The sequence below is a fragment of the Paenibacillus sp. MT86 genome (genome assembly GCF_058792535.1).
The window spans coordinates 2,784,605-2,809,553 of sequence record NZ_CM179499.1 but is presented as its reverse complement, the minus strand read 5'-3'; the positions used below and the strand labels follow the sequence as shown (position 1 = coordinate 2,809,553).

The 24,949-nt window shown below is 50.0% G+C and carries 22 protein-coding genes and 1 riboswitch; of the genes, 6 read left to right on the top strand and 16 right to left on the bottom strand.

The features are described from left to right. Positions 1-260 precede the first annotated feature (260 nt). Positions 261-1,421 carry a phosphoribosylglycinamide formyltransferase 2 gene (gene purT / locus AC3RCL_RS12485; RefSeq protein WP_096774198.1) on the bottom strand — a complete coding sequence of 387 codons (1,161 nt, stop codon included), beginning with the start codon at positions 1,419-1,421 and terminating at the stop codon, positions 261-263. An 82-nt stretch (positions 1,422-1,503) separates the two neighbouring features. Next, a riboswitch (ZMP/ZTP riboswitch) is annotated at positions 1,504-1,584 on the bottom strand. A gap of 60 nt (positions 1,585-1,644) precedes the next feature. Next, positions 1,645-2,520: a LysR family transcriptional regulator gene (locus AC3RCL_RS12480; protein WP_492535511.1), complete on the bottom strand. Its 876-nt coding sequence runs from the start codon at positions 2,518-2,520 to the stop codon at positions 1,645-1,647. A gap of 111 nt (positions 2,521-2,631) precedes the next feature. On the opposite strand from AC3RCL_RS12480, the gene dapA reads away from it, so the two are divergent. The 3 genes from dapA (at position 2,632) to AC3RCL_RS12465 (ending at position 5,696) form a co-directional block, all read left to right on the top strand. Further along, positions 2,632-3,507: a 4-hydroxy-tetrahydrodipicolinate synthase gene (gene dapA / locus AC3RCL_RS12475; protein WP_492535509.1), complete on the top strand. Its 876-nt coding sequence runs from the start codon at positions 2,632-2,634 to the stop codon at positions 3,505-3,507. Between the two features lie 266 nt (positions 3,508-3,773). After that, positions 3,774-5,216, top strand: a complete 1,443-nt coding sequence (locus tag AC3RCL_RS12470) for an ATP-binding protein (RefSeq protein ID WP_492535507.1) — start codon at positions 3,774-3,776, stop codon at positions 5,214-5,216. Positions 5,217-5,240: 24 nt separating this feature from the next. Beyond that, the gene (locus tag AC3RCL_RS12465) at positions 5,241-5,696 is read left to right on the top strand and encodes a hypothetical protein (RefSeq protein ID WP_096774202.1); all 456 of its coding nucleotides are present in this window, start codon (positions 5,241-5,243) and stop codon (positions 5,694-5,696) included. A gap of 27 nt (positions 5,697-5,723) precedes the next feature. Here AC3RCL_RS12465 and AC3RCL_RS12460 read toward each other — a convergent pair whose 3' ends face one another. The 5 genes from AC3RCL_RS12460 to AC3RCL_RS12440 all read right to left on the bottom strand — a co-directional run bounded on the left by AC3RCL_RS12460 (position 5,724) and on the right by AC3RCL_RS12440 (position 11,375). Beyond that, positions 5,724-6,356, bottom strand: a complete 633-nt coding sequence (locus tag AC3RCL_RS12460) for a YdcF family protein (protein ID WP_492535505.1) — start codon at positions 6,354-6,356, stop codon at positions 5,724-5,726. Between the two features lie 146 nt (positions 6,357-6,502). Then, positions 6,503-9,049 (bottom strand): diguanylate cyclase domain-containing protein, encoded by a 2,547-nt coding sequence (locus tag AC3RCL_RS12455; RefSeq protein WP_492535503.1) that lies wholly within the window; start codon positions 9,047-9,049, stop codon positions 6,503-6,505. A 101-nt stretch (positions 9,050-9,150) separates the two neighbouring features. After that, a complete protein-coding gene (locus tag AC3RCL_RS12450) occupies positions 9,151-9,672 on the bottom strand; it encodes a GNAT family N-acetyltransferase (RefSeq protein WP_096774205.1) in 522 nt (173 codons plus the stop codon). Positions 9,673-9,861: 189 nt separating this feature from the next. After that, positions 9,862-10,332: a DinB family protein gene (locus tag AC3RCL_RS12445; RefSeq protein WP_251496825.1), complete on the bottom strand. Its 471-nt coding sequence runs from the start codon at positions 10,330-10,332 to the stop codon at positions 9,862-9,864. A gap of 128 nt (positions 10,333-10,460) precedes the next feature. Further along, on the bottom strand, positions 10,461-11,375 hold the full coding sequence (locus AC3RCL_RS12440) for a LysR family transcriptional regulator (RefSeq protein ID WP_492535500.1): 915 nt from the start codon (positions 11,373-11,375) through the stop codon (positions 10,461-10,463). 375 nt (positions 11,376-11,750) lie between these two features. Between AC3RCL_RS12440 and AC3RCL_RS12435 the strand changes: the two genes are divergently transcribed. Beyond that, entirely contained in the window at positions 11,751-12,971 is a 1,221-nt protein-coding gene (locus AC3RCL_RS12435) for a peptidase (protein ID WP_492535498.1), read from the top strand. 94 nt (positions 12,972-13,065) lie between these two features. Here AC3RCL_RS12435 and AC3RCL_RS12430 read toward each other — a convergent pair whose 3' ends face one another. Next, the gene (locus tag AC3RCL_RS12430) at positions 13,066-13,785 is read right to left on the bottom strand and encodes a YebC/PmpR family DNA-binding transcriptional regulator (RefSeq protein ID WP_145037993.1); all 720 of its coding nucleotides are present in this window, start codon (positions 13,783-13,785) and stop codon (positions 13,066-13,068) included. A 341-nt stretch (positions 13,786-14,126) separates the two neighbouring features. On the opposite strand from AC3RCL_RS12430, the gene AC3RCL_RS12425 reads away from it, so the two are divergent. Next, on the top strand, positions 14,127-15,332 hold the full coding sequence (locus tag AC3RCL_RS12425) for an MFS transporter (RefSeq protein WP_492536331.1): 1,206 nt from the start codon (positions 14,127-14,129) through the stop codon (positions 15,330-15,332). Positions 15,333-15,476: 144 nt separating this feature from the next. Here the strand turns inward: AC3RCL_RS12425 and cysI are convergent, their stop codons facing one another. Then, positions 15,477-17,201 (bottom strand): assimilatory sulfite reductase (NADPH) hemoprotein subunit, encoded by a 1,725-nt coding sequence (gene cysI, locus AC3RCL_RS12420; protein WP_492535496.1) that lies wholly within the window; start codon positions 17,199-17,201, stop codon positions 15,477-15,479. A 36-nt stretch (positions 17,202-17,237) separates the two neighbouring features. Further along, entirely contained in the window at positions 17,238-19,076 is a 1,839-nt protein-coding gene (locus tag AC3RCL_RS12415) for an assimilatory sulfite reductase (NADPH) flavoprotein subunit (RefSeq protein WP_492535494.1), read from the bottom strand. 241 nt (positions 19,077-19,317) lie between these two features. Here AC3RCL_RS12415 and cdaS point away from each other — a divergent pair, with 241 nt between their 5' ends. Next, positions 19,318-19,935 carry a sporulation-specific diadenylate cyclase CdaS gene (gene cdaS, locus AC3RCL_RS12410; RefSeq protein ID WP_492535492.1) on the top strand — a complete coding sequence of 206 codons (618 nt, stop codon included), beginning with the start codon at positions 19,318-19,320 and terminating at the stop codon, positions 19,933-19,935. A 154-nt stretch (positions 19,936-20,089) separates the two neighbouring features. On the opposite strand, the gene bshB2 is transcribed toward cdaS, so the two are convergent. The 6 genes from bshB2 to AC3RCL_RS12380 form a co-directional block, all read right to left on the bottom strand. Then, complete coding sequence (bshB2, locus tag AC3RCL_RS12405; RefSeq protein WP_009596037.1) at positions 20,090-20,746, bottom strand: bacillithiol biosynthesis deacetylase BshB2; 657 nt, start codon at positions 20,744-20,746, stop codon at positions 20,090-20,092. A gap of 22 nt (positions 20,747-20,768) precedes the next feature. Beyond that, positions 20,769-21,113, bottom strand: a complete 345-nt coding sequence (locus AC3RCL_RS12400) for a YojF family protein (protein ID WP_015735930.1) — start codon at positions 21,111-21,113, stop codon at positions 20,769-20,771. 103 nt (positions 21,114-21,216) lie between these two features. Next, the gene (locus AC3RCL_RS12395; RefSeq protein WP_492535489.1) at positions 21,217-21,708 is read right to left on the bottom strand and encodes a 2-thiouracil desulfurase family protein; all 492 of its coding nucleotides are present in this window, start codon (positions 21,706-21,708) and stop codon (positions 21,217-21,219) included. Between the two features lie 185 nt (positions 21,709-21,893). Continuing rightward, positions 21,894-22,688, bottom strand: coding sequence for a helix-turn-helix transcriptional regulator (locus tag AC3RCL_RS12390; protein WP_486047139.1), 795 nt, complete (start codon positions 22,686-22,688; stop codon positions 21,894-21,896). Positions 22,689-22,879: 191 nt separating this feature from the next. Beyond that, positions 22,880-23,968: a Gfo/Idh/MocA family protein gene (locus AC3RCL_RS12385; protein ID WP_009595639.1), complete on the bottom strand. Its 1,089-nt coding sequence runs from the start codon at positions 23,966-23,968 to the stop codon at positions 22,880-22,882. Between the two features lie 14 nt (positions 23,969-23,982). Beyond that, positions 23,983-24,930 (bottom strand): AraC family transcriptional regulator, encoded by a 948-nt coding sequence (locus tag AC3RCL_RS12380; RefSeq protein ID WP_096774215.1) that lies wholly within the window; start codon positions 24,928-24,930, stop codon positions 23,983-23,985. Positions 24,931-24,949: the final 19 nt, after the last annotated feature.

Below are 24,949 nucleotides of genomic sequence, written 5' to 3'. Positions count from 1 at the left end.
CTTCAAACAGCGCTTATCGCATCGAATGGAAACATTATAATGGGTGAGGGTCGTTTGTATTCTTGTGTATCTTATCATGAAAGAACATAAATTTCTCCCTATTTATTCCCGAAATCAAAACTAAAAGCAAGTACTCGTCATTAGAAGAGTCTGTACCCGATTTGGATCCCTGATTTCTCTATAACTGAAAAGGCCAACCGGTCATTTCGGTTGGCCTTTTCAACATGATGACATGTGATATCCCTATGGAATTCCGATGTTTATGCCTCTTCGACGGCAAGCTTATCCAAGGCCAGCTTCGCACGTGACCGCGCTTCTTCGACATCGCCGGCGGTTGACAGCGCGACTGCTACTCGTCTTCCGACCTTGGTTACCGGTTTGCCGAACATGCGAAGCTGCGTATTCGGAACGGCCAGCGCTTGATCGGCGCCTGTAATCGTATAGTCTTCCAGCTCTCGGCCGGCTTTCAGGGGGCGGCTGGCTCCCGGCGTGATCAATTCGATCTCTGGTATCGGAAACCCGAGAATGGCACGGACATGAAGCGCAAATTCGGATAGATTTTGCGTGACCAGCGTAACCAGCCCAGTATCATGCGGACGCGGGGATACCTCGCTGAAGTACACCTTATCCTCGGCCAAAAATAATTCAACGCCGAACAAGCCGTATCCGCCAAGCTCGTCGGTAATCTTCCGCGCAATATATTTAGCTTCCTCGATTTGCGCTTCAGACATGTCGTGCGGCTGCCACGATTCGATATAATCTCCGCTTTCCTGAATATGCCCGATCGGCGCACAGAAGCTTGTTCCATTGACGGAGCGGACGGTCAGAAGCGTGATTTCCGACTGGAATGAAATGAATTCCTCAATGATCACCCTTCCGTTCTGCACGCGGCCGCCTTCCATGGCGATGTTCCAGCAGGACTCGATATCCCCTTCCGAACGGCACACGCTTTGACCTTTGCCGGAGGAGCTCATCAACGGTTTGATCACGCACGGAAAACCCATGTCCAGGACAGACTGCTTGAATTCCTCATAGGTATCGGCAAATCGATAGTCCGCAGTCGGCAGACCCAACTCCTCTGATGCCAACCGGCGGATCCCCTCACGGTCCATCGTAAGCTTTGCGGCTCTGGCGGTAGGAATCACCCGAAACCCCTCATCCTCCAGCTTCACCAGCTCCGCAGTAGCCAGCGCTTCAATCTCCGGAACGATCAGGTCCGGCTTTTCCAACTCAATAATAGCGCGCAGCTTCTCTCCGTCCAGCATATCGATCACATGGCTGTGATCGGCAACGTGCATGGCAGGAGCATCGGCATAACGATCGACGGCTACGGTTTGGACACCCAATCGTTGTGCTTCAATTACGACTTCTTTCCCTAGTTCTCCGGATCCCAGCAGCAATATTTTTTTCGTTTTGAACATCGTTGTTTTATCCCCTTTTCATAGTTTCAGAGACGATAGAAGCCCAAGAAAATAATAAAGAGGTAAGGGAAATAAACTCCCTTACCTCTGCCCAGGCGTACGGCCGTTGTCATTCATGTGCTCCCTCATGGTTCCCCATGCTACGCCAGTCACACATAAACCTATACATTGTTACATAAATGATACTGAATATTTTCGTTAAATGCAATATCAGCCTGCGTCCTTAGGATTTAGACTTCAACATTTCGATCATATCCTGAAGCGAGTGTGACAGCCATTTCTTAGGATGAACGACAATCTGGATGTCCAGTCGAATGTCAGGGTGTTGAAAGGGAAGAACCGCCAGCTCTCCCCTCTTGATTTCCTCCTCTGCTACCATTCTCGGCAATAGGGAGATGCCGGTACCGGACATGAGATATCTTTTGATTGCCTCGGGGTTGCCCAATTCCAAACCAATACGAACAGGAGCTCCGCCGGCGCGCAGCACTTTTTCCAACATGATTCGGTAATTGCAAGTATCCTCGGTCATAATCCATTCGTAATCAGCCAGATGCTCCAGCTCGATGACGGGCAACCTGTGAAGCGGATGATCCGGATGGGCAATCAGATGGAGGGGCTCTTCCCGGATCGAGATCCAATTCAATGAAGTGTCTTCCGGTTTGTTCTCCAGAATAAGCCCGAGATCGTACTCGCCCTCTCTTACCTTACTGACGATGCTATCTTCACGATCCGTTTGCAAGCGGATGGCAAGATCTTCATGCTCCTGTCTTAGCCGATGAAGGACGGATGGAAGAAAATATGCGGCAAGCGAATCGATCGTTCCAATCGATAAGATGCCCCCGCCTTGTTTCGTCAGCTTTTCCTTAGACTGCTGGAACAGATCCAGCATTTGGACAGCATACTTGAACAGCTCCTCCCCTGACTTCGTCAGGCGCAGGCCTCTACCATACCGTTCAAACAGCTTGACGCCGTACTCCTTCTCCAGCTTCTGGATCTGGGTGGTAACGCTGGATTGTGCATAACCCAATTCGTCAGCAGCTTTAGTAAAGCTCTTTCGAACAGCAACCTCCCTGAAGGTTTGCAGATAGATCAGTTCCATCGCTCTCTCCTCATCAATAATATTGATAATAACTATCTAATATTATAGATAACCCCGATCCCGATTCCCATGGTAAAGTAAAGCCACAATTCATGAAATGGAGGAAAGATCATGTTGAGTCCGCAAGATTTGAGAGGTATTTATGTTCCGGTGGTCACTCCCTTTTCACATGAATACGCATTGGATGTTCCGTCTTATCATCGTTATTTGGAGAATTTGTTATCCCATGACATTCAAGGATTGATCATCAACGGTACGACCGGAGAGGTGCCGACGGTAACTTGGGAAGAGGTCGTTCAGGTAGTGGAGGAAACGCGAAAAGGTCTGGACGTGCGGCAATTGCCGGTCATTATTGGTACGGGTACCAACGATACGTTCTCCAGCATGAAGCGGACGGAATGGGCAGGACATATCGGGGCAGACGCGGTATTGGTGGTCACGCCGTATTACAGCCGCCCTTCGATTGAGGGCATTATACAACATTTCTGCAAAGTCGCGGAGGTGGGGATACCGGTTATTTTGTACGAAGTTCCTTCGCGCACTGGAATTTCCTTACCGGTCGATGTCATTCGAAGAATCATGGAGATCCCCGGTGTCATCGGAATGAAGGACAGCACTGCGAGTACGGAGCTTATGAGAAGCTTGTCTCCATACGATACGAAGCCTGTTCTATGCGGGGACGATGTCCGCTTTCATGAGATGCTGCGTCATGGTGCATCCGGGGGCATTTTAGCGTCGGCCAATGTGAATACCGAGGCTTTTATTCGTGTGTATCAATTAGCTGCCCAAGGGGATTATTCTCGTTCCGAAAAGGAGTTTGAAGTGCTGCTTCCCGTTATTCATCAGTTGTTCGCAGAATCCAATCCCGCTCCGCTAAAATGGCTGCTTGCCAAGCAAGGCCTTATCTCATCCGACACCCTGCGCCTGCCGATGGGCCCCATTACGGATGAGCTCAAGCTATCCTTGGATCAAGCACTCAAAAACTGAGAAACTTTAAATCGTGGACGTAACAGGTTTCTCCTCAAGAGTGGCGGGGCGCATACGCTGCCTTGCCTCTCTTGAATGGATGATTCGGATGCGATAGGGCGCACATGCTTTCAATCAGCAGATGATGGGATGGATGATACTGACATTTTACGCAAAAAAAGAAATCCTGCTTAAATCTATCGCTTTAAAGGATTGATGAATGAAATCGCCCCACTTATAATATGGGTACATTCAATTCCTCCCAGAAATTTGAAAGGAGACTTGCAGTGCTGCCCTATTCCACCCCTAATCATGATTTTGCCTTCGAACAATCTGTAATCGGTATGGCTTTGGTATCGCTAGATGGAACGATTCTTAAGGTCAATTCGGCACTATGTGATCTGTTGGGTTACTCGCCGCAGGAGTTAACTGCCGGGGCGCCGCAAGAAGAAAACAGCCTCCGCGAGTTATTGAATAGAGTGATTCAGAACGCTAGGGCTGCCCAGGGTCATCAGCCATCCGTCCCCCCGGTTGAATATGCTTACCGTCATCCGTCTGATCGCGAGTTATACCTTATTGCACGCTGCAGCGTTGATCACGATCCGGAGCGGGGACCCAAGGGATACTTGGTACAATTCGAGGATCGATCGCTGCTGAGGCAGCTCATGAAACAGCTGGAGCAGAAGGAACAGAAGCTGAACGAGAAGGAAAATTCGTTTCTGCAGCTGCTGGAAGAGCTCCCTCTCTCCGTACTCATAACTAAAAAAGGCATTGTGCACTATGTTAATTCTGCCGCGCTCCGACTCGTCAATGCGACGCACTCACATGACGTGCTGGGCATTTCAACCGACGTGATCGTCGACGCATCGTATCATCAAGCATTGATGAAACGCAGGGCAACGTACACCGAGAGCGGAGAAATCGGAAGCGTCGATTATCTGATACGCTGTCTGGACGGGCAGGAGAAGATGGTCACGGGATTCACGTTAATCATACAATATGAAGGCGAGAATGCGGCCGTCGGCATCTTCAAGGACATCACGGAGCAGCGAATGGAAGAGGACCGCGTGATGCAATCCGAGAAGCTGACGACCGCCGGCCAATTGGCCGCCGGCATCGCTCATGAAATTCGAAATCCATTGACATCGATTAATGGATTCGTGAAGTTATTGCGATCCGCGGAACGCAGCAACGAGCTTTATTTTGAAATCATCGAATCGGAGCTCAAACGCATCGAGCTCATCGTCAATGAACTCTTGGTGCTCTCCAAACCGCAGGGCGCCCACGTGAGCGGACCCATCGACGTGTCGGCCATACTGGATCAGATCATTACGCTGATGAAGGTGCAAGCCGCTCTCAAGAATATAGAGATCATTCCCCATTATCCACTGGTTCCGATCTATGTGCAGGGCGAAGTCAACCAGCTCAAGCAAGTGTTCATCAATCTGCTGAAAAACGCGATGGAAGCGATGAATCACGGGGGAAGCATCACCTTGGACATTGTGCACAGCGGTCCCGAGGTACAGATTATCGTGCAGGATGAAGGAGTTGGGATGACGCAGGATCAGATCCAATCACTGGGACAGCCCTTTTTTACAACGAAAGACACCGGCACGGGACTCGGTCTCATGATTACCAAGAATATTATTCATAATCACGGCGGTACGATGAACGTGGAGAGCACTCCTGATCATGGGACAACCTTTACGATCCATTTACCTGCATTATAATGCGTACAATCGGAGGACATAGGCATGGACATTCAAGATTCAAACTTACATAAACAATTTGCAATAAACTGCTTCAATCAGGTCTGGGATATCTTGGAGAAGAAGCAGCGGACGACGGAAGACGAAGAGAACATGATTCACATGTGTCATGCTTCCTTTTGGCATTGGAGCCGGGTGGCGGATCATACAGAGCGCAACCTGTCCATCGGGTATTGGCAGCTCTCCCGAGTATACGCGGTAACGGGTCAGGGCGATCAAGCACTGCATTATGCCAAGCGCTGCATCACGATCGGGTCATCGGCTAACCTCGAACCCTTCTACATCGGTTACGGATACGAAGCGGAAGCCAGAGCCTATCTGGTTCTGAGGAACAAGGAGCTTGCATTGGCATCCAAGCAAAAAGCGGCAAGTTATCTCGACAGGGTAACGGATAAGGAAAGCCATCAGATGCTTGCCAATGATCTCGGAAGTCTGGACTAACACGCAAACTGCGCATTATCGGATCTTTTATCGAAGGGGTTTCGCCAGATGATAACCGATATAATAAAAGACCTCTCTGCATAAAAAGGGGAGCTTGCTTCTTACGCTTTGGTAAGCGCTCCGTGACGCGGGAGAAGGATTGGCTTCGAGACCCATATCTTCAGCCATCGCCATCGCCCGCTTCATGTGCAGCGGATCGCTCACGATAATATATGAGGACAGCCCTGCCGCATCGCCTATCTTGTTCGCATAATACAGGTTTTGCTCGGTGATCGTCGAACTCGTCTCTACCAGGATGTCCCTCTCCGGAACGCCGTGTTCGATGGCATATTGTTTGGCCGCTTCCGATTCGGCTACTTCCTCTTCGGACCCGCGTCCCCCTGTAAAAATGAGCTTGTCTACGTATTGTTGATCATACAGCCATAACGCATGATCGATGCGCCCCTGAAACACAGGCGAAGGTCTCCCCTCCCATACTGCTGCACCCAAAACGATCGCTGCATCGGAGGGAATATTCACCGTTCGCCCTGCATATTTCCAAATCGTGTATCCCACATTAATCGAATAAACCAGCATGATGGCTATCAGTCCCAGCAAAACTCTCAACAAGACGCACTTTCTTCTGCTTCCTGCTTTCCGCGGCTGCATCAATCGGGTCATGCAACACCTCCAACTTCCACTCGTTCAACTCCAGTCTTCATTTTAGCATCATATGTACAGGGATATAATACAGCAAAGAAGCCTGCAGCTCCATAATGGAGCTGCAGGCTTTTGATTATCCAACTTCCTCTTGGTTCCAACGGACATCAATCCGTTTCATATCCATATAGCGTGACTCTGTTCTTCCCCTTGCTCTTGGCAATATGCATGGCTTTTTCCGTTTCGTCAGTCAAATGGGAAAGACTCAGCATGGAGGTGGGCGTTAGGCAAGCCGCTCCTACGCTTACCGTCATAAATCCGTCTTCCTCCGTTCGGTCCTTGGGGATGCTGAGCGCCAGGACGCCTTGACGTATCTTCTCGGCCACTTCATAGGTTCGGTCGGGATCGGTCTCTTTGATCTTCAATATAAAGGTTCCGCCGCCGTAACGCGAAATGGCCGCTCCATAGTATTCGCCTATGATTTTCAGTGCGTCGGCAATCCATTGCAAACATAAATCGCCGCCATATAGACCATGAAGCGTGTTATACACCCGGAAATCATCGATATCGACCATCAGCAAGGCCAGAGAAACCTGGTTCTGAACGCTTTCCTCCCAATCCGTCGCCAATTCTTTTTCGAAAGTAGCCGGATTGGGCAGTTCGGTCAACGGATCTGTTGTCACGTAGCTCTGAAGCTGGTTCAATACATCGGAATATACGCGATCGGGGCCTCCATCCGGGGTACCTTCTCTCAAAATGACCATAATGGACGATTTGCGTCCCTGATGAATGGCTGCCAGCATATATTCAAGCTCCATCCTCTTTCCATCCATCGTATCAAACCAGCCGCTGCCGGAAACGAGCTGGGCCTGATTCTGATCCATCCGTTTGATCTGCTCTCTTAGACCCATGCGGGAACCATCGCTAGCCAAGGTGTATATTTCAAGCTGGAGCAGTTCCTCCGGCCTCGTTGCGCCAAACAGCGTCTCGGCCCGCGAATTGCAATACACGATGGTTCCCGCCGTTGTCAGTGACAAGAAGGCTACGGGGGAGTGGCCCATAAGCTGCAAATACCGCTCCTCGTTCTCCCTGAATATGCGTGCATTTTGAATGGCCTGTTCTTTGGCTTGTCTTAATTGAAAATCGGTTTGCTTGCGGACAATCGATTTCAATTGGGGGAGAACGCTTAATTCCTGAGCCTTCCATGAGTATGAAGTGCCCTCCACCACCTGCCTCCATTTTTCGAACGATTTTCGAGGGGATAAACGCATTTTATCCTCTTCTTGTATAACGGCTTTGGCCGGATCGCCAGCCCAATCCACGATTTCAACAACCTCCGGCCTGAACCACATGACATAGTTTTGTTGACCTGGCGACAGGGCGAGATACAATACGCCGGAGGCCGCATCCTTGAATGCTTTGGCAGGCTCGTACTCTGCGCTGAGTTTCGAGCTGTGGTACGTATAATCCTCTGCTTGGGCGGATAACCAGCCGGCCAGCTCCATGACTTGCTTCGAGGTGGGCGTCGTGCCGTACAGCATCAAATTGTCCTGGTAATAGACGGCGGCACCGGTAGCGCTCATTAAATCCAGCAGGCCCTGCTCTTCGGTCTCAAGCTGCTCAAGCACCTGATAGACATCGGTGTTGCCGATGAAAATTTCGGTAAAACGGGCGGATAAAATTCGAAGCCTGAGCTCGGTTTGGTAATCGTCGAGCTGCTGGCGTTGATACAGTTCGTTGGAGAAAAAGGATCCCAGAAAATTGCACAAGTTGCGGGTGCGGTGAGATACGTATTTTCGGCTGTAGTGATGGCAGGTGATTAATCCCCATAATTGGTTGTCATGGATAAGGGAGATCGTGGTTGTCGCGCCGACCCCCATATTATGAAGGTACTCAATATGAAGCGGCGACACGCTGCGAAGAACGGATAAACTGAGGTTCAGCGGCTTTCCGGTCAAAGGCTGCACGGTGGGGATGATCTCGACCGGCGCATAACCCACGTCAACAATCGTACGCAGCCAATTTCTCAAATACAGTTCACGGGCTTGCCGAGGAATATCCGATGCCGGATAATGATGGCCCAGGAAGGATTCCAGCCCTTGCTCTTTGGCTTCGGCAATCACTTTTCCATTCCATTGATCATCGAATTCATACAGCATCACACGGTCATAACCCAGAATGTCCTTCACGAGCTCGCAAGCCACTTGACTTGCTTCAACCCGATTCTCGGTTCGTTTCATCCGACTGAAAAAAGTCTGGATCCATTCAAAATCATCCGTAAAGGGCACGGTATCTTCCGAAACCGGCTCCAGTTCCAGCAGAATCAGCCCTTCGCTTTCGTGAAGAATTCCGATAAACTCAATCGGCTCATCGGCAACCGAAATCGTAAGATTGATATATTGTAAGTCCGGTGTCGCTATTGCTTGAAGGTCTCGGCGAATCATAAGCTCAAATTGCGTTTTTCCAATAAGCTCCTCAAGGCTCTGTCCCAAAAGGGATTCGGCGCTGATCCCGAGCAGCTGCTCCGTATTTCGGCTGCACTGCGCGATCCTGAAATCGTCGATAGGATTAATGGCAAGCAGTACGCCATGGGGCTGAATGTATCCTGGAATGTGAATAGGTTCTTTTTCGCAATTGGTCAGGTCGATCGGTTCATCCGTTACATAATCGCCCTCCGTCAGTAACTTTCGATTAAGTGCATCCTGTTCAGTCATTGCTTATCAACTTCCCTTATTCACAGATTTAAAACCAAATGCCCAATGCATCTCATTGTTATAAAGAGATACATTGGGCACAGCATATTATAACAACAGGTCTATGAAATTGTACGCCATTCAGACTCTAGGATAGCATAGTAATACTCATCCCACCAAACTTCGCCTCGAGGGATACACTGCCTAAAGCAGCCTTCTCTCCTCATGCCAAGCTTCTCCATCACCTTATACGAAGGCGTGTTCTCTGGCTGGCATGTCGCGATGATCCGGTGTATTCCCAATGCTTCAAAGCCATACTGAAGCAAGGCTCCGGCGGCTTCCGTAGCATACCCCATACCGTGGTAGGCTGAATGAAAGACCCAGCCGATCTCGTAAGTATGTTCGCCAAAGCAGGGATGAAACACCATGTGTCCGATCACGCGTTGTTCCTTTTGCAGCATGACGGCATAATGATGCGCCTGCCCGCCCTTGTTCTGCTCCAGAAATTCCTTCACCGTCTCTTCCGTATGGACCGGCTCCGGCATGTAAAACATCACCAAGGGATCGGATGTATATTGAAGAACATCCTGCCAATCTCCTGGTTCAAATTCGCGAATCACTAATCTTTCGGTAACGATATGCATTTGCCCGACTCCTCTTCAAGTTGTATTTCCGTGTCCTCTCTGCTCACACTTCAATACAGGGACAAATGCGATTCGCCGTTCATCCTTATCTTTGTCTTTCTTGATAACGCCGGGTCACCCTCTTTCATGCTGCAGGCTGTTTATACTTTATTCGACTTTATGTATGAAACCCCTTCATAAATTGTAAAATTACTGGGTATTTTGTCTTAATATCGATTTGATTTTATCAAAATGCATGCCTTCATGATATAAGCAGAAGCTTAAGAATTCTTCTATCTTGGATAACTTTAAACCTTTGGATGTCGTGTAGGGAGACAAGACGGTATCTTGCAGATGTGTTGTGTACCTCTGTTCGATCCACTGGACTTGACCTTCAAGCCGTTCGATAAGTTCGCTCATGGAAGGCCATGAAGCGTTGATCTCCCTTGGTTTGGAGCCCGTCTGGAACAGCTCGGTATAATGCTCGGGGAGGTGCATGGTCTCGCCATTCACGCCGAACGTAAACCGTTCCAGCGTCAAATAGATATGTCCTGCATTCCACTTCACGTGGTTGTTCATTCCGCTCGGAATCCATTCCGCCATATCATCCGGGATATCCCTTACAAGATTTAAGGTTTGTGCACGTACAAATTCCAAATGTTCAAAAAGGTATGGTCGCATGTACCTCGCTCCTTCTCATCTGATCTAGCATCCGCTTAACCGAGTGTACCCTATATAATAAAAAAGGAATAATACCGATTACGCTTCGTTTCATAAAAAAAATGGATGAATCAGGCGCGAGCCGTTCATCATCCATGGATATCGTAGTGTCTTTCGCGGATATCCGCCTGGATATAGGAAATAAAAGAACGGATGTGTGCGGGTATCGCTTCTAGCTTTTTGGTACACACCCGTATGGGATGCGGGATCGTTACGCCTGTTACCTTTACCTTGCTAAGTTCGCCGGAAGCCAGCTCTGTCTTGATGGATAGAGCCGGGACCAGGGCAGCCCCGTAACCCGCTTTAACTGCCTCAATGGTTTCGTTCAACCCTTCGATCGTGATGGAGGAACGAGGTCCCCGGATGCCTGAGGCCTCAATCAGAGACATTAACTGTTTTCGTGTGTAACTCCCTTCCTCCCTCAGCACAAAAGGCTCCTCCATAAGCTCGAATCGAGTAACTTCTCTGCCGGCTAGGCGATGAATTGCGGGTACGGCAAAAATCAATTCGTCCTCCATAATCGTAAAGGACTCAATGACCTCGTCTTCTATGGACCAACTGCCGCAAACGAACGAGATATGTACCGAATGATCCCGTAATCGCTGCAGCGCTGTGTTGGAATTCCCTTTCAGCAGTTCCACATCCATGCGTGGATTCTGTTGTTTATATCCAACCAGCCATCCGGGAAGCAAGGCGGTCTCCGGCAGCTCCGTCGCACATATCCGCAAACTTCCCTCCCGGCCAGATTTAATGGCTTGCATCATGTCTTCCATCTCGGCTTCCATCGCAAATAACCGCTGGGAGTGCGCGGCCAACGCTTCACCGGCTTCTGTCAATTGAATATTGCGCCCATTCGCCTCAATCAATTTCAAGCCGAGTTCCCGCTCCAGATTGCGGATTTGGGCGGTAACGGCCGGTTGGCTTAACATTAGATTGCCGGCCGATTTCGTAATGCTTCCCGTTTTGGACACATCATTAAATATGCGGAGTGCATGAAGATTCATGGATCCATCCCTCGATTCTTGAACGATTCACTGTGATAAAGAAGGCTTCCGATAAGGTTTGATCGGTTAACGACATCCCGACTGGTGTCAGCGAGTATTTCATTCTATCATGCGGATTACAATAACCATAGGCAAGCCTAAACTTTCGTTCGTCAGCTTGCACAAATCTGTCACGTGCTCCAAGTTCATATGTTCCATGGCTGCCCCCGTCTTCTAGTTAAATAACGGAATCGTTCAGCATGTTTTTCCGCCCGTGCTGCAACATTTCTACAGATCTCCCGTCTATAGAGGTGCAGCAAGTACATTTTACCAATTCGCGCATGGCTTGGCTGTATCCTAGCCTTTAGGATAATCTACACTTGGAGGATACCTATCATGAACAAAATCTACAAAGTATTAACAACCGCTACAATTCTGGCGATGGCAGCACTGCCGGCAGCCGCTAATGCACAGGACGCCCCTCCTGCTTCAGTCCATACGGGGCAAGGCAGCATCGTGAATCAGGCAAAGAAAAGCGTTCCTGGAACCATGGGTTATATAACGGAATACGTAAACGATAAAACGGGCAAATGGATTACGGTCACCGGCCGCGGTCTCGGTGCCACCGATCAACAAGAAATCAAGCTATCCATTTCCAAGGACACTAAAATCATCGATGCCAAAGGAAACAAAGTCCAACTCCAAACGATTGTGGACAAGAACAAAGCAATTAAAGCCTTCTATGGCCCGAACATCACCAAGAGTCTGCCTGCTCAAGGCTCAGCGCTTACGATCATCGTTCAGGATAAAGACTTTGCGGGTATTGATGGAACCATCGCTGAGGTAACCAAGCAAGGCATTCTGGTGGAGGGTACCAATCTGTACAACGACAGTGAAGAGACTATCCTGCTTCATCCGGATCCAAAAGCGACAATCATCAATGCAGACGGCAGCACGCTCAATGCGGGTGGCCTGGAAGCCGGCATGAGCATTCGCGCTTTCTACGGACCTTATGTGGCGTTAAGCATGCCGCCTCAATCGTCAACCAACTACATTCGGGTTCAAGCCCAAGCAGAAGAGCCTGTACAAGAAGAACCTGCCGGCACGAACGGAATCATTACGGACAAGGCAGATAACAAAATCACCGTCATGGGTCAGGCACTGGAGTCGGGCGGCGTCAATTACGTCATCCTTACCGTAGACGAAAATACGGAGATCGTCGATGCGAAGGGTAAACCGCTGACGGCTGAAGCTTTGAAAGCAGATCTCCGCATCGAGGCCTATTACAGCCAAGTGATGACCCTGATTTATCCTGCCCGGACTCACGCTGATAAGATCGTGGTTTCGGAAACGACCGCTCCCAAAATCGAAGGCACCGTTGCAGCATCCGACCGCACGACCAAAGACCAGCTGTATATCAATGTAGGCTCCGACCAATCAACGGAGAATGACGTCATTCTTAACGTTACCGAAGACACGCAAGTGATTGCGGGGCTCAGCACGGAATCGGAACTGAAACCAGGTACGAAGGTCGTAGCCTACCACTCGCCTATCATGACCAAGTCCATTCCAGCCATCACCTCGGCCGAAGTCATCATTGTTCAATCCGGCCAATGAGGGTTAATCCAAAATAATAGCTATGCAGCAAAAAACCATCGTACGCAGGACTCCTGAATACGATGGTTTTTAATAGGATATCGATCCGTATCAACTATTCCTCAAACTCCACGTTGTGATAGACTTGCTGAACATCCTCAAGGTCTTCCAGTGCGTCGATCAGCTTCTCGAACTGCACCTGTCCTTCTTCCGGCAGAGACACAAAATTCTGTGCCAGCATCGTCAGCTCGGCAACGGTAAAGTCCGTTATGCCAGCCGCTTTGAATGCTTCCTGAACCGCATGGAACTGATCCGGTTCTGCGTAGACAATCACGGCTTCTTCCTCTTCCAAGATGTCGCGGACATCCAGGTCGGCTTCGAGCAGCAAATCCATAACTTCCTCGGCCGTCTTTCCTTCCACTCCGATGACGGCGGTTGGATCAAACATATAGGACACCGAACCGCTGACGCCCATATTGCCCCCGTTCTTGTTAAAGGCAGAGCGCACGGCAGGTGCCGTCCGATTGACGTTGTTTGTCAATGCATCGACGATGATCATCGATCCGTTCGGACCGAAGCCTTCATAACGAAGCTCTTCATAATTCTCGTCCCCGCTGCCCTTGGCTTTATCCAGGGCGCGGTCAATAATTGCTTTCGGCACATTGTATGTTTTGGCACGCTCAAGAACAACCTTCAGCGCACGGTTGGATTCAGGATCCGGCTCGCCTTTTTTGGCGGCAACATAAATTTCCACACCGAATTTCGCGTATACGCGACTTGTATTAGCATCCTTGGATGCTTTCTTTTCCTTAATATTATTCCATTTACGGCCCATACGTTTCGACTCTCTTTCATCATTGAATCTGAAGCCGGTATTCAATAAATACCCCTGTCCATTATATCTCTATTAAGTCCCTTGAACAAGGTTAAGAGCGTAGATCCGGAAAATAGACACATACCCGTAATAATCATCAGGTTCGAAGGCACTTCAAGCGCATGATCCAATGCGGGAAGTGCCTTTTTGGCGAGCGATTTATAGACAACACAAAATATATGTTGATTATTTATAGACAAAATATTATTATGTCTATGTATTAATCAACGAAATGCGCATTCGCTTGTTTTTTACGATGTCCAGCCTGCACAATGCAGGTCACGAAAGGAGAATCATTCATGATGCTTAACAACCCGTATGTCCGAACCGTTTTGTTCTCACGCGTACTCTTGAACCTCGGCATTTGGGTCCGCAACTTCGCCATTCTGTTATACGTTACGGACATGACAGGCAATAATCCTGTGTATGTATCTCTCATATCCGTAGCCGAATTTGCCCCTATTTTCTTGTTTGCCTTCATCGGCGGTACTTTCGCCGACCGCTGGCGTCCTAAACGTACCATGGTCCGTTCGGATGTTTTGTCCGCGTTATCGGCATTTCTCGTGCTGATCGCCGTTCATAACGGGTCGTGGCAGGCATTGCTGGTACTCACGTTCTTCTCTGCCACCGTGTCGCAATTTTCCCAGCCCTCGGCGATGAAGCTGTTCAAACAGCATGTGCCCGCTGAACAGCTGCAATCCGTAATGGCCATGTTTCAATCCATGGTTGCCTTCTTTACGGTCATCGGCCCGATCGCAGGCGCATTTGTATACCAGAAGTACGGCATTGAAATATCGCTGATCGCCACAGGCGCCCTATTTCTGGGTTCTGGCTTGATTCTGACTTTATTGCCTCGCGATATGCTGGAAGAGACACAATCCAAGCACCAGAATCTCCAGCAAGAACTTATCGAAGGCCTTCGTTATGTATGGAGTAATCAAACGCTCCGAACACTAGGTGCGACCTTCGCCGCCGCTGGCTTGGCATCGGGACTTATCCAGCCGCTCGCGATTTTTGTGACGATTGAGAACCTCGGGCAGGATAAATCATTCTTGCAATGGCTGTTAACCGTCAATGGGGCGGCGATGCTTGCCGGAGGGGGATTCGTCATGGCATTTGCCAAGAAAATAACCCCTCAAACCTTACTGGCTTTCGGACTGACCGTTAGTGCTATCGGAAACCTCGGTATCGGCTGGTCAACAAACATCATGTTTACGCTGCTGCTTCTGGTGCTTAACGGATTCTTCTACCCCGCCATCCACATTGGAATCAACACCCTGATCCTAAACAATGCGGAGGGGCCATATATTGGTCGGGTGGGCGGCGCGCTTACCCCGATCTTTATGGGCATGATGGTGCTGGGCATGTCGCTGGGAGGATTGCTCAAAGACCAGCTGTCCCTGTTCTTCGTCTATGCGGTCAGTGCACTCTTGCTCCTCACAGGATCGGCGTTGCTGATCCCATTATTTAAAAAGAAAACGAGCACGGCCGGCGTATTGGAGCAATGAGCAGCGAAAAAGAGCCGCCTCCCATTTCGAGAGGCGGCTCTTTGGTTTGAAATATGGGGCGAGACGGACAATGAGGTGCGATGAACGTAACAAACCGGAGTTCTTCTTTAAGAAGGGCTCCGGTTTGTTAATAACTTAGTAGAATTACGCGTGAAATTGTTGACCGTCCAATACTTCCTTCACGTAACCGGCGCGAATGACATAATCGCCCAAGCGCTCGCCGATCTCGCGTTCTTCTGCGTACTGCTTCATGATCTGGCGAAGGGAGTCCAGAATCTCAGCCTCCCCGATGTTCTCTTTATAAAGCTTGTTCAGGCGGTGTCCGGAGAATCCGCCGCCCAGGTACATATTGTATTTGCCCGGTGCCTTACCGATAAACGCGATTTCGGCCAGCATCGGTCTGGCACAGCCGTTCGGGCATCCTGTCATTCGAATGACGATGTCCTCTTCGCTCAGTCCGTTCTCTTCCAGGATCGGATCGATTTTATCCAATAGCGTCGGCAAATATCGCTCGGATTCGGCCATGGCCAACCCACAAGTCGGCAAGGCTACGCATGCCATGGAATTTCTGCGCAGCGCAGTATAATGATGGCCGTCCGTCAGCCCGTAACGCTTGATGAGTTCTTCAATCTTCTTCTTTTTGTGGCTGCTGATATTGGCAATGATCAGATTCTGATTGGCCGTCAATCGAAAATCGCCATTATGGATTTGGGCGATTTCGCGAAGACCCGTCATCAGCAGGTAATCGGCATCGTCTTTCACGCGCCCGTTCTGGATGAACAGCGTGAAATGCCATTTGCCGTTGCTGCCTTTTACCCAGCCGTAACGATCGCCGTTATGGTCGAAATGGAACGGCTTTGCCTCCTCCAGCTTCCATCCCAGACGGCTGGTCAGCTCGTTAACGAACCAATCGATTCCGCGGTCATCAATCGTATATTTGAAACGAGCATGCTTGCGCACTGCGCGGTCTCCGTAATCACGCTGAATCGTCACCGTTTTCTCGGCCAAGTCCACGATCTGCTCGGGTTTGCAGAATCCGAAGACTTTCCCCACTTGAGGATAGGTTAGCGGATCACCGTGCGTCATTCCCATGCCGCCGCCTACCGAGACGTTAAAGCCTTTTAATTTGCCGTCCTCCACGATCGCTATGAAGCCGAGGTCCTGGGAATAAACATCGACATCGTTGGAAGGCGGCACGGCCATCCCAATCTTGAATTTCCGCGGCAGGTACACCGGGCCGTAGATCGGCTCCTGTTCCTCTCCATTCTGCGTGCTGTCCACGATCTTCTCGCCGTCAAGCCAAATCTCATGATACGCACGCGAACGCGGATCGAGATGACTGCTGAGCATGCGTGCCCATTCGTATACCTCCGAATGAATTTCGGATTGATCGGGGTTCGGATTGCACATGACATTACGGTTAACGTCACCGCAAGCGGCCAACGTGCTAAGCATGGCTTCATTGACTTCTTTAATGGTGCTCTTCATATTCCACTTCAATACACCGTGGAGCTGGAAGGATTGACGCGTTGTCAATCGAATCGTGCCGTTTGCATACTTCTGGGCTACGCGGTCCATCATCAGCCATTGCTCCGGCGTGACGACGCCGCCCGCTGCGCGTACGCGCAGCATGAACTGATAAGCGGGCTCCAGCTTTTGCTTGTGCCGTTCGTTTCGCAAGTCCCGGTCGTCCTGCATATAGCTGCCGTGGAATTTCATCAATCGGTTATCGTCTTCGGGAATCGATGCCGTAATGCGATCCTCCAATGTTTCTACAAGACTGCCCCGCAGATAATTGCTTCGACGCTTGATGTCCTCGACATCGCTATGCGGCGCACTATTCGGTGATACAAGGTTATTATCAGACATGTTCCTTTTCTCCTCTCGAAAACCACAGGGATGACCTCAATACACATCCCGCTGATAACGTTTCTGTTGCTGCATGAGCGTCAGATATTCCGCAGCTTCTTCCGGACTCATCCCGCCTTCTTGTTCAAGAATGGACCCCAGCGCGGAATGCACGTCATGAGCCATCTTCTTCTCATCGCCGCAGACATATACGCAAGCCCCTTCTTGGAGCCACTGATACAGCTCCTTGCTGTTCTCCAGCATCCGGTGCTGCACGTACACTTTCTTGTCCGTATCCCGTGAGAAGGCAACATCCATGCGAGTCAATACCCCATCCTTCAACCAGCGCTGCCACTCAATCTGGTAGAGGAAGTCCGTCGTGAAATGCTGATCGCCGTAGAACAGCCACGATTTCCCTTCTGCGCCAGTCTCTTCCCGTTCCCCCAGGAAAGCCCGAAAAGGGGCCACGCCCGTGCCTGGTCCAATCATAATAATCGGGGTGTCCGGATTCTCGGGGAGCTTAAAGTTCGGGTTATGCTGAATGTATACCGGCAATGAATCGCCAGCTTCCAGTCGTTCTGCCAATTGTACCGAGCACACCCCGTAGCGGTTGCGGCCGTGTGCTTCATAGCGGACCGTCCGAACGGTGACATGGACTTCATCCGGAAATGCTTTGGAGCTGCTTGCGATCGAGTACAGACGAGCCGGAATCTTGCGCAGAATGGATACAAAATCGCTTGCCGCCACTTGCTGCAGCCCATAATCCTGTACCAGATCCAGCAAATCCCGTTCCTCGATATAGGCACGAAGTTCCTGCTCATGTCCAGGCTCCAGCAGTTTCCGAAGCCCTTCGCTCCCCGACAGCTTAGCCGCCTGTTCAATCAGAGGTTTCGTGAGAACCGTGATTTCATAATGACGGAGCAAGGCATCCCGCAGCGTCCGCGCTTCGCCACTTTTGTTCACAACGACCGCTTCGTCTGCATTCCATCCCATTTCAGCGATGAGATCATCTACCAGCTGCGGATGATTTTCCGGATAGATGCCTAAACTGTCGCCAGGCTCATACTGCAGATTCGATCCTTCAAGCGATATTTCGATATGACGGGTTTCCCGGTCAGACCCTCTTCCGTTCAAATTCAAATTTTCGAGGATCTCGGCTTGAAACGGATTACTTCTCGAATATTCAGATTCCGTACTGTCGGTCAGGGCTACCGCGCTTACATGTTCAACAACGGACGATCCCGCTCCGGCCTCATTCAACGATAGGAGGACCTGATTCATCCATTCCGCGGCCGATTCATCAAAATCCACGTCGCAGTCTACTCTTGGCGTCAGCCGTTTGCCGCCCAGTTCCTCGAGGCGCTTGTCGAAATCTTTACCCGTTTGGCAGAAAAATTCATACGAGGTATCCCCCAGCGCCAGTACGGAATATTGAAGATTCTCCACCTGAGGTGCCCGCTTGCTATGCAGGAACTCATAGAATGGAATCGCGTTATCCGGCGGTTCGCCTTCTCCGTGCGTACTTACAATAATGAGGAGATTCTGTAATTTCTTCAGGTTGTTCGGCTTGAAATCGCTCATCGAGGACATGGTGACCTGCAATCCGACTTCTTCAAGCTTCTTCGATAACTTTTTCGATAATCCATGACCGTTGCCCGTCTGAGACCCATATAGGACGGTGACTTCTTTAGGAGCTGACACAACCGGTGCCGATACGGCTGCCGCAGCACTCGCTTGCGGTGAAGCAGCAACTGCCGCAGCGGCTGCCGTTCCCTGCAAAGCAGCGATAAAGCCGCTCAGCCACGTCCGCTGGGATTCCGTCAGTGTAGGCAGCAAGCGATTCAGCAATTCCACTTGTTCCTGATTAAAAGGACTGTTCGTTACTTGAAGTTCCAACAATATCCACCTCTCAAAAGCGCACATTATTAATTCCCACTATTGCGATATAATTAATTTTATTGCTCCTCTGAACCTATCACAGCTTACGGGGCCGGTCAATTACAATGTTCTTATAGCATTTATCAGTTTTCCTGATAAATCGGTTTTCCTAACGTTTGCTGGATAAAAGCAAGCCGAATTATGGAATATCGCCATCCCCGAATGGTAATGATACCAATGATAAGGAGGAAGACATCGGATGCACAATCATGACTGCAATTTTACGCCGCTGAAACGCAAATTAAAGGAACAGCTCTCGGATATCACGGGCCATCTGCAGCAGGTTATCGTCAATTTAGATCAAGACGGCTCCTGCCTGTTAGGGGAGCTGGACTCGATACGAACCAAGTTCATGGAAGCCGAATCGATTTCATCAACGTATTATCTCAATTGTTTTCTCTTCCCCTTCACCAGCAAATATCAAGAAATCGCGAAATCTGTATACCATCTCAGCCAAAAAAATCTGGGTGCGTTGATTGTTATTCAACGCGAGGACGGCCTGGATTCCATAATAACGCCCGGCATTCCCTTGTCGGCAGAAATCACGAGCCCCCTGCTTGAATCCATATTCGTTCCAGGCAGTCCGCTCCACGATGGGGCTGTGCTCGTGCGCAAAGATATGATTATTTCGGCTGCGAACGTGCTCCCGTTAACCGCCAAAACCTACGGGGATCGCAAGCTCGGAACCCGTCACCGTGCAGCCATAGGACTATCCGAGATCAGTGATGCCTTGGTCCTCGTTGTATCGGAAGAGACCGGGAGAACCTCCTTCTGTATGGAAGGCACAATGTATCCTTTATCCATCAGCAGCCCCTAGCATTGGCTGTTGATTCATTCTGCCTCCTAGAAGCAAATGAAGAGTTACCCTCTCTGACCGAAGCCGACATATCTCATTAGACTAAACCTTGAAAAAAAGAGCCGCAGATGCTGAGTCTGCGGCTCTTTTTATGGATCCAACCGATGGTGGATCTTTATGCAAAGGTATAGGTCCAGAAGCGCTCCGTTCCGAAGCGCTGCTCCACTTCCTTGGCCTTCATCTGTTTCTTGCCAAGCAGCTCGGCTGCTTGGAATTGAGAGCGATGAGCTTGAATGGAGTTCAGCTTCTGCACCATAAACATGGATACGTCTTGGTAGACATCCGGTTTACCCAGTTCCTGTTCACAGTTGTTGGAGAAAGCCAGACATTGGACCACGGGTCTTTCTTCGGCAGGCATCCGACCAATCGTTCGAATGACGGCCGCGCCTGTTGCATCATGATCGGGGTGCACGCTGTATCCTGGGTAGAACGTGAACACCAGCGATGGCTTGATCTCCTGAAGCAGAGAAGCAATCACGCCGTCCAGTTTGTCCTGATCCTCGAACTCAATCGTTTTATCATGGAAACCAAGCAATCTCAGATCCTGTATGCCGATGGCTTTGCAGGATTCTTCCAGCTCCGCTTTGCGTATCGTTGGAAGCGTAATGCGATTCGCGAAGGGAGGAATGCCCATATTGCGGCCCATTTCCCCCAGCGTTAAACACGCGTAGGTTACATGTGCGCCTTCAATAATATATTTAGCCAGCGTTCCGGACAAACCAAAAGCCTCGTCATCCGGATGCGGCAATACGACCAGTATGTTTTGCTCCATCGATCCTCGTCTCCTCTCTCTATTAAAAAGGTTCCCGGCTCAGCTGCAAAGCGACAACCAGTTTCCCCTGACTGTCATGACCCGCCATGATGAGCCGTTCGGTGTCCGTCTGCTCGAAGTGGGTGAGTCCTTCCGTATATACCCAGCCTTGGCCCATCTTCAATCCGACCCTGTAAGGTCCGTTGCCGGATATGGAACCATGACTGTAACGAATGGTTGCGTTCGTTATAAAATTAGCCGCCGGGTGTTTGGAGCTGTCATAATGGGCAGCATAGGCGCCTGTCGTCATCTCAAGATGGATATATAAATCCTGATCCTTCAATTTATCAATCATTTGCTGTACTTCAGTTTGATTTATGAGTTCCATATTTCCCTCCAATATAAAGAATCACTACGCCATAAGCAGTCGATAGGATAATTCTATCATAATTATTGAGCAGGACGAAAACCCTCAAAACCGATGAACAAGATTATCTCTCGGCAAAGAGAGTTGCGTATTCCGGCTGTGCCGCATAAACGCTTAGCTCGTGCTCAGATATAACCGTATAGCCTTCCCGGCGCAGAAGAGCCGTAGTCACGCCATAACCGGCCTGTTTCACATTGTCAAATTCTCCGTTATAAATCATGGCACTTCCGCAGGAAGGACTTCCCTCTTTCAGGACGATCAGCAAGGCTCCAAGCTCTTGTGCCATTCGAAGAGCCTGGTATGCACCTTGGATATACATCTCGGTCACGTCTCTGCCCGATAGCTCCACCACTCTGGCATTTCCCGCCAGTACATCATCCCCGTTCCCTCCAACGATCTCCGCAGGTTCTCGAGGGATGGTGAATCCACCCAGCAGTTCGGGACATACGATTACGGCTTTCTTCGCTTCAACGAGCAGCTGAATATTCGTATCCATGCTGTCAGTCGCATTATAGCGAACTTTCATACCGGCTAAACATGAGCTTACAACAATCACAGATGCCACCTCAAATCTTTCGTTCATACAAACTTACAATCGAAGCCGTTCGCCCTCATTCAAGTATCATGAATCAGAACCCAAATGTCAACGAAATGCAATGAAGAGCTGCCGCTGCGTTCGGAAGCCCTTAATGCCAAAAGTGTATCCATTTTACGAACCAGACCGCTTCTCTCCATCATGACTCATCTCAGCATGGGAGCAACCCTCTTAAGGAAATGATTCATTAAAATCGGCAAGGAAATCAGAATCGGCGGATCATCCAGCCGGGGAACGTGGAGCGTAACATGAAGATGCGGCGTCCTGGCGTACGGCTTTACGATAACGGGCTCCTTTGAACGGGTACGCAGCGTAGTGGACTGAGGAAGCAGGAAATCGACCGCCTGCATGCCCCATGGGACCGAAGTAGCCATCAAATAATACGTGCCGGGTCTGACGTCGGTAAAACGAAAGGAGCCGACGGATGAAAGCAAAGTACCGTATAGGGGAAACCCTTCGGGGATCGGCTTGGCAAACAGCCCGATCAAAATCACGCCCTGAAAGGGAGCCGCGGCCTCGATCGTGCCTTCAACCGTCAAATCGGGATTTTCTACCGGCATGGACTCGCGCCAGCTGTTCAGCTTCTGCAGGGCTAACAGATGCTCGTCGGCCTCCTCCTTCGAGTTCCGGAATTGCGAAGGGGTCACCCCCACCCTCTCTGTGAAGCGTGTCGTAAACGTCCCCAGACTCTGCTGGCCGATCTCCATGGCGATATCCCGTATGCTTAGATGCGTATGTAACAGCAAATCCTTTGCCTTCTCCAGGCGAAGCGATGAAACATAATATAACGGAGGCAGCCCGATTCGATCCTTGAATATACGCGAGAAGTGATATGGGCTGTACCCGATGTAATCCGCAAGCGTTGATAACGGGAGAGGCTCGTAAATATTCTTGTGAATATAAGCGATTACTTCATCGATTTCAGCATATCGATCAGTCATCAGGTCTGCACCATCTTTCATACCGGATATGTTATGTATGGATTCCAATTCATCTCTGTCGAAGAACAATTGTTCGCATTCATACTATCATATCCATTTAAAAAATGGAAGCATTTGCAATGCTATTTTCACGAATTAAATAATTAAAATTGCAACTAAAAAGCCGCGCTGGTTGCACGGCTTTCATCATCTTAATCCATATCCGGAATATGGATTTCCACTTCTTTTTTGCTTTGGGAGGATCGCAGAATACCGTCCAGTATCGCTTGATTGCGAAGCACCTGCTCACCCGGAATCGGCGCCGGCTTGCCTTCGCGCACCGCGCTAACGAAATCCTTGATTTTCTCCTGGAATACATTCAGCTCATGGCTGATCAGCGGTATTGCGCTTTCGGTATGATGGCCCTGGATATCGTGGAACAAGGAAATCGAGCCTACCTTCCCGTCCCATACACCGCTCCAAGGGCCTGAGCCTGCAGGCGTAATCTTCATGCCCGCGTCCGTCCCAAGGAACATCGTTGCCCCGAGCGTATCCATATGCATAGCCCAGGATGTTTTAAAGTTAAGCACAAGGTCGCCTTCAAACCGAATGATGGCTACCCCGAAGTCCTCTACGTTAAACGCTCCGGCTTCCGCATGGTATTTGGGATTCGTCCCGAAATAATTCGACGTATAAGCGGATACCGTTAATGGCTTGGGATATCCCAGGGCGTTCAGCGCCATGTCCAGGGAATAGCATCCGATGTCCGCCATAGCGCCTGCCCCGGCGATTTCCTGGCGTACAAACGTGCCGCCTGGCATTCCCCGTCGGCGGCCGCCCCCGGTTTCCACATAGTACACTTTTCCAAGCTCGCCGTTCTGGATCAAATTCTTAATGATGCCCATGTTCGGGTCATATCGCGGCTGGAAGCCTACATTAAGCATATTCCCGGTCTTCTTCGAGATTTGAACCATCTCGATCGCTTCATCCAAAGTGACCGACATCGGTTTTTCAAGCATAACGTGTTTGCCCGCCGACAGCGCATCGATCGTCGTACGGTAATGAGCGACGTTCGGCGTACAGATGCTTACGCCGTCCAGGTCAAGATCCAACAATCTGCGGTGGTCATCGAATCCGATGGCTCCCTGCAATCCCCAGCGCTCAATAAACTGATCGGCTCTGCCGGGTAAAATATCAGCTACGGCAACAATTTGCACATCGTCAATTTGTTTATAGTACTTTGCATGCTCCCCCGCAATGCCGCCGCTTCCAATAATTCCAATTCGAATGGTTTTGCCCATGGCTGATACTCCCCCTACAATTTCACATTCATGGCTCGGTATGTTGTTGGCGTATATCCGTATCTCTTTCGGAAAACGGTATGCAGATAACTGCCGCTGGAGAAGCCTTCGTGAATGGCGATTTTGTCAATCGACCAATTGGTATCGATCAGCTTCCTGCACACGGCTTCCAGGCGGACATGCTCCAGGATCTCGCTGAAGGACTGACCTTCCGCTTGCTCCTTGAATATCCGCTGCAGCTGTCTTGAGCTGATATGCAGCTTCTCTGCGACGTCATCCAGCACAACCTCACCCGAAGAATTCGCATGGATATACTCCAGCGCCAATTGATAACGGTAAGCCTTCATATCGCGCGAAGGCAGCTCCGCTTCCGATGGCTCGGATTCATATGCGCGCACAGCGCGCAGCAATATCTGAATAAGGCATTGCTTGATCGTTGTGTACAGACCCGAATATTTCTCCTGCGAAGCCTGATAAGCCTCAAGAAAATAAGGCATCGCGCGATGGATGTCCATCGCCGGCTTCATCGGCAATTCTCTGAGCTTCTCCATGCAGTCATCGGCTTCCGCCATTTCCCAAGGATCCGAAACAGGCAGTGCCGGGCTCTCAGGCTCGGAAATCTCATCGCGGGGAATGATGTCGACGTGCAGGCATAATTCGTCCATCGGTTCCGCGGTATCCGCTTCCTGATAATGAAGCACGTTCGGACCCGTTAAATAGAACATCCCTTCCCGCAGCGCATACGGCTCATCCTCCATAATAACGGTCCCCTTGCCGCGGGGTATGAAATGAAATTCATACTCCGCATGCTTATGGAAGGAGACAATCTTCCCGGGCGGGAAGGTGGTCAGATGAAACCGAAGGACCCGGATCTCGTAACGTCCCCAATAGACCCTAAGATCAAGCCGCTCCAAGGCATCCTGCCGCTCTTTCATCATTTCGTATGGAAAATGGTTATTCATCCCGGTGCATCATCCCTGT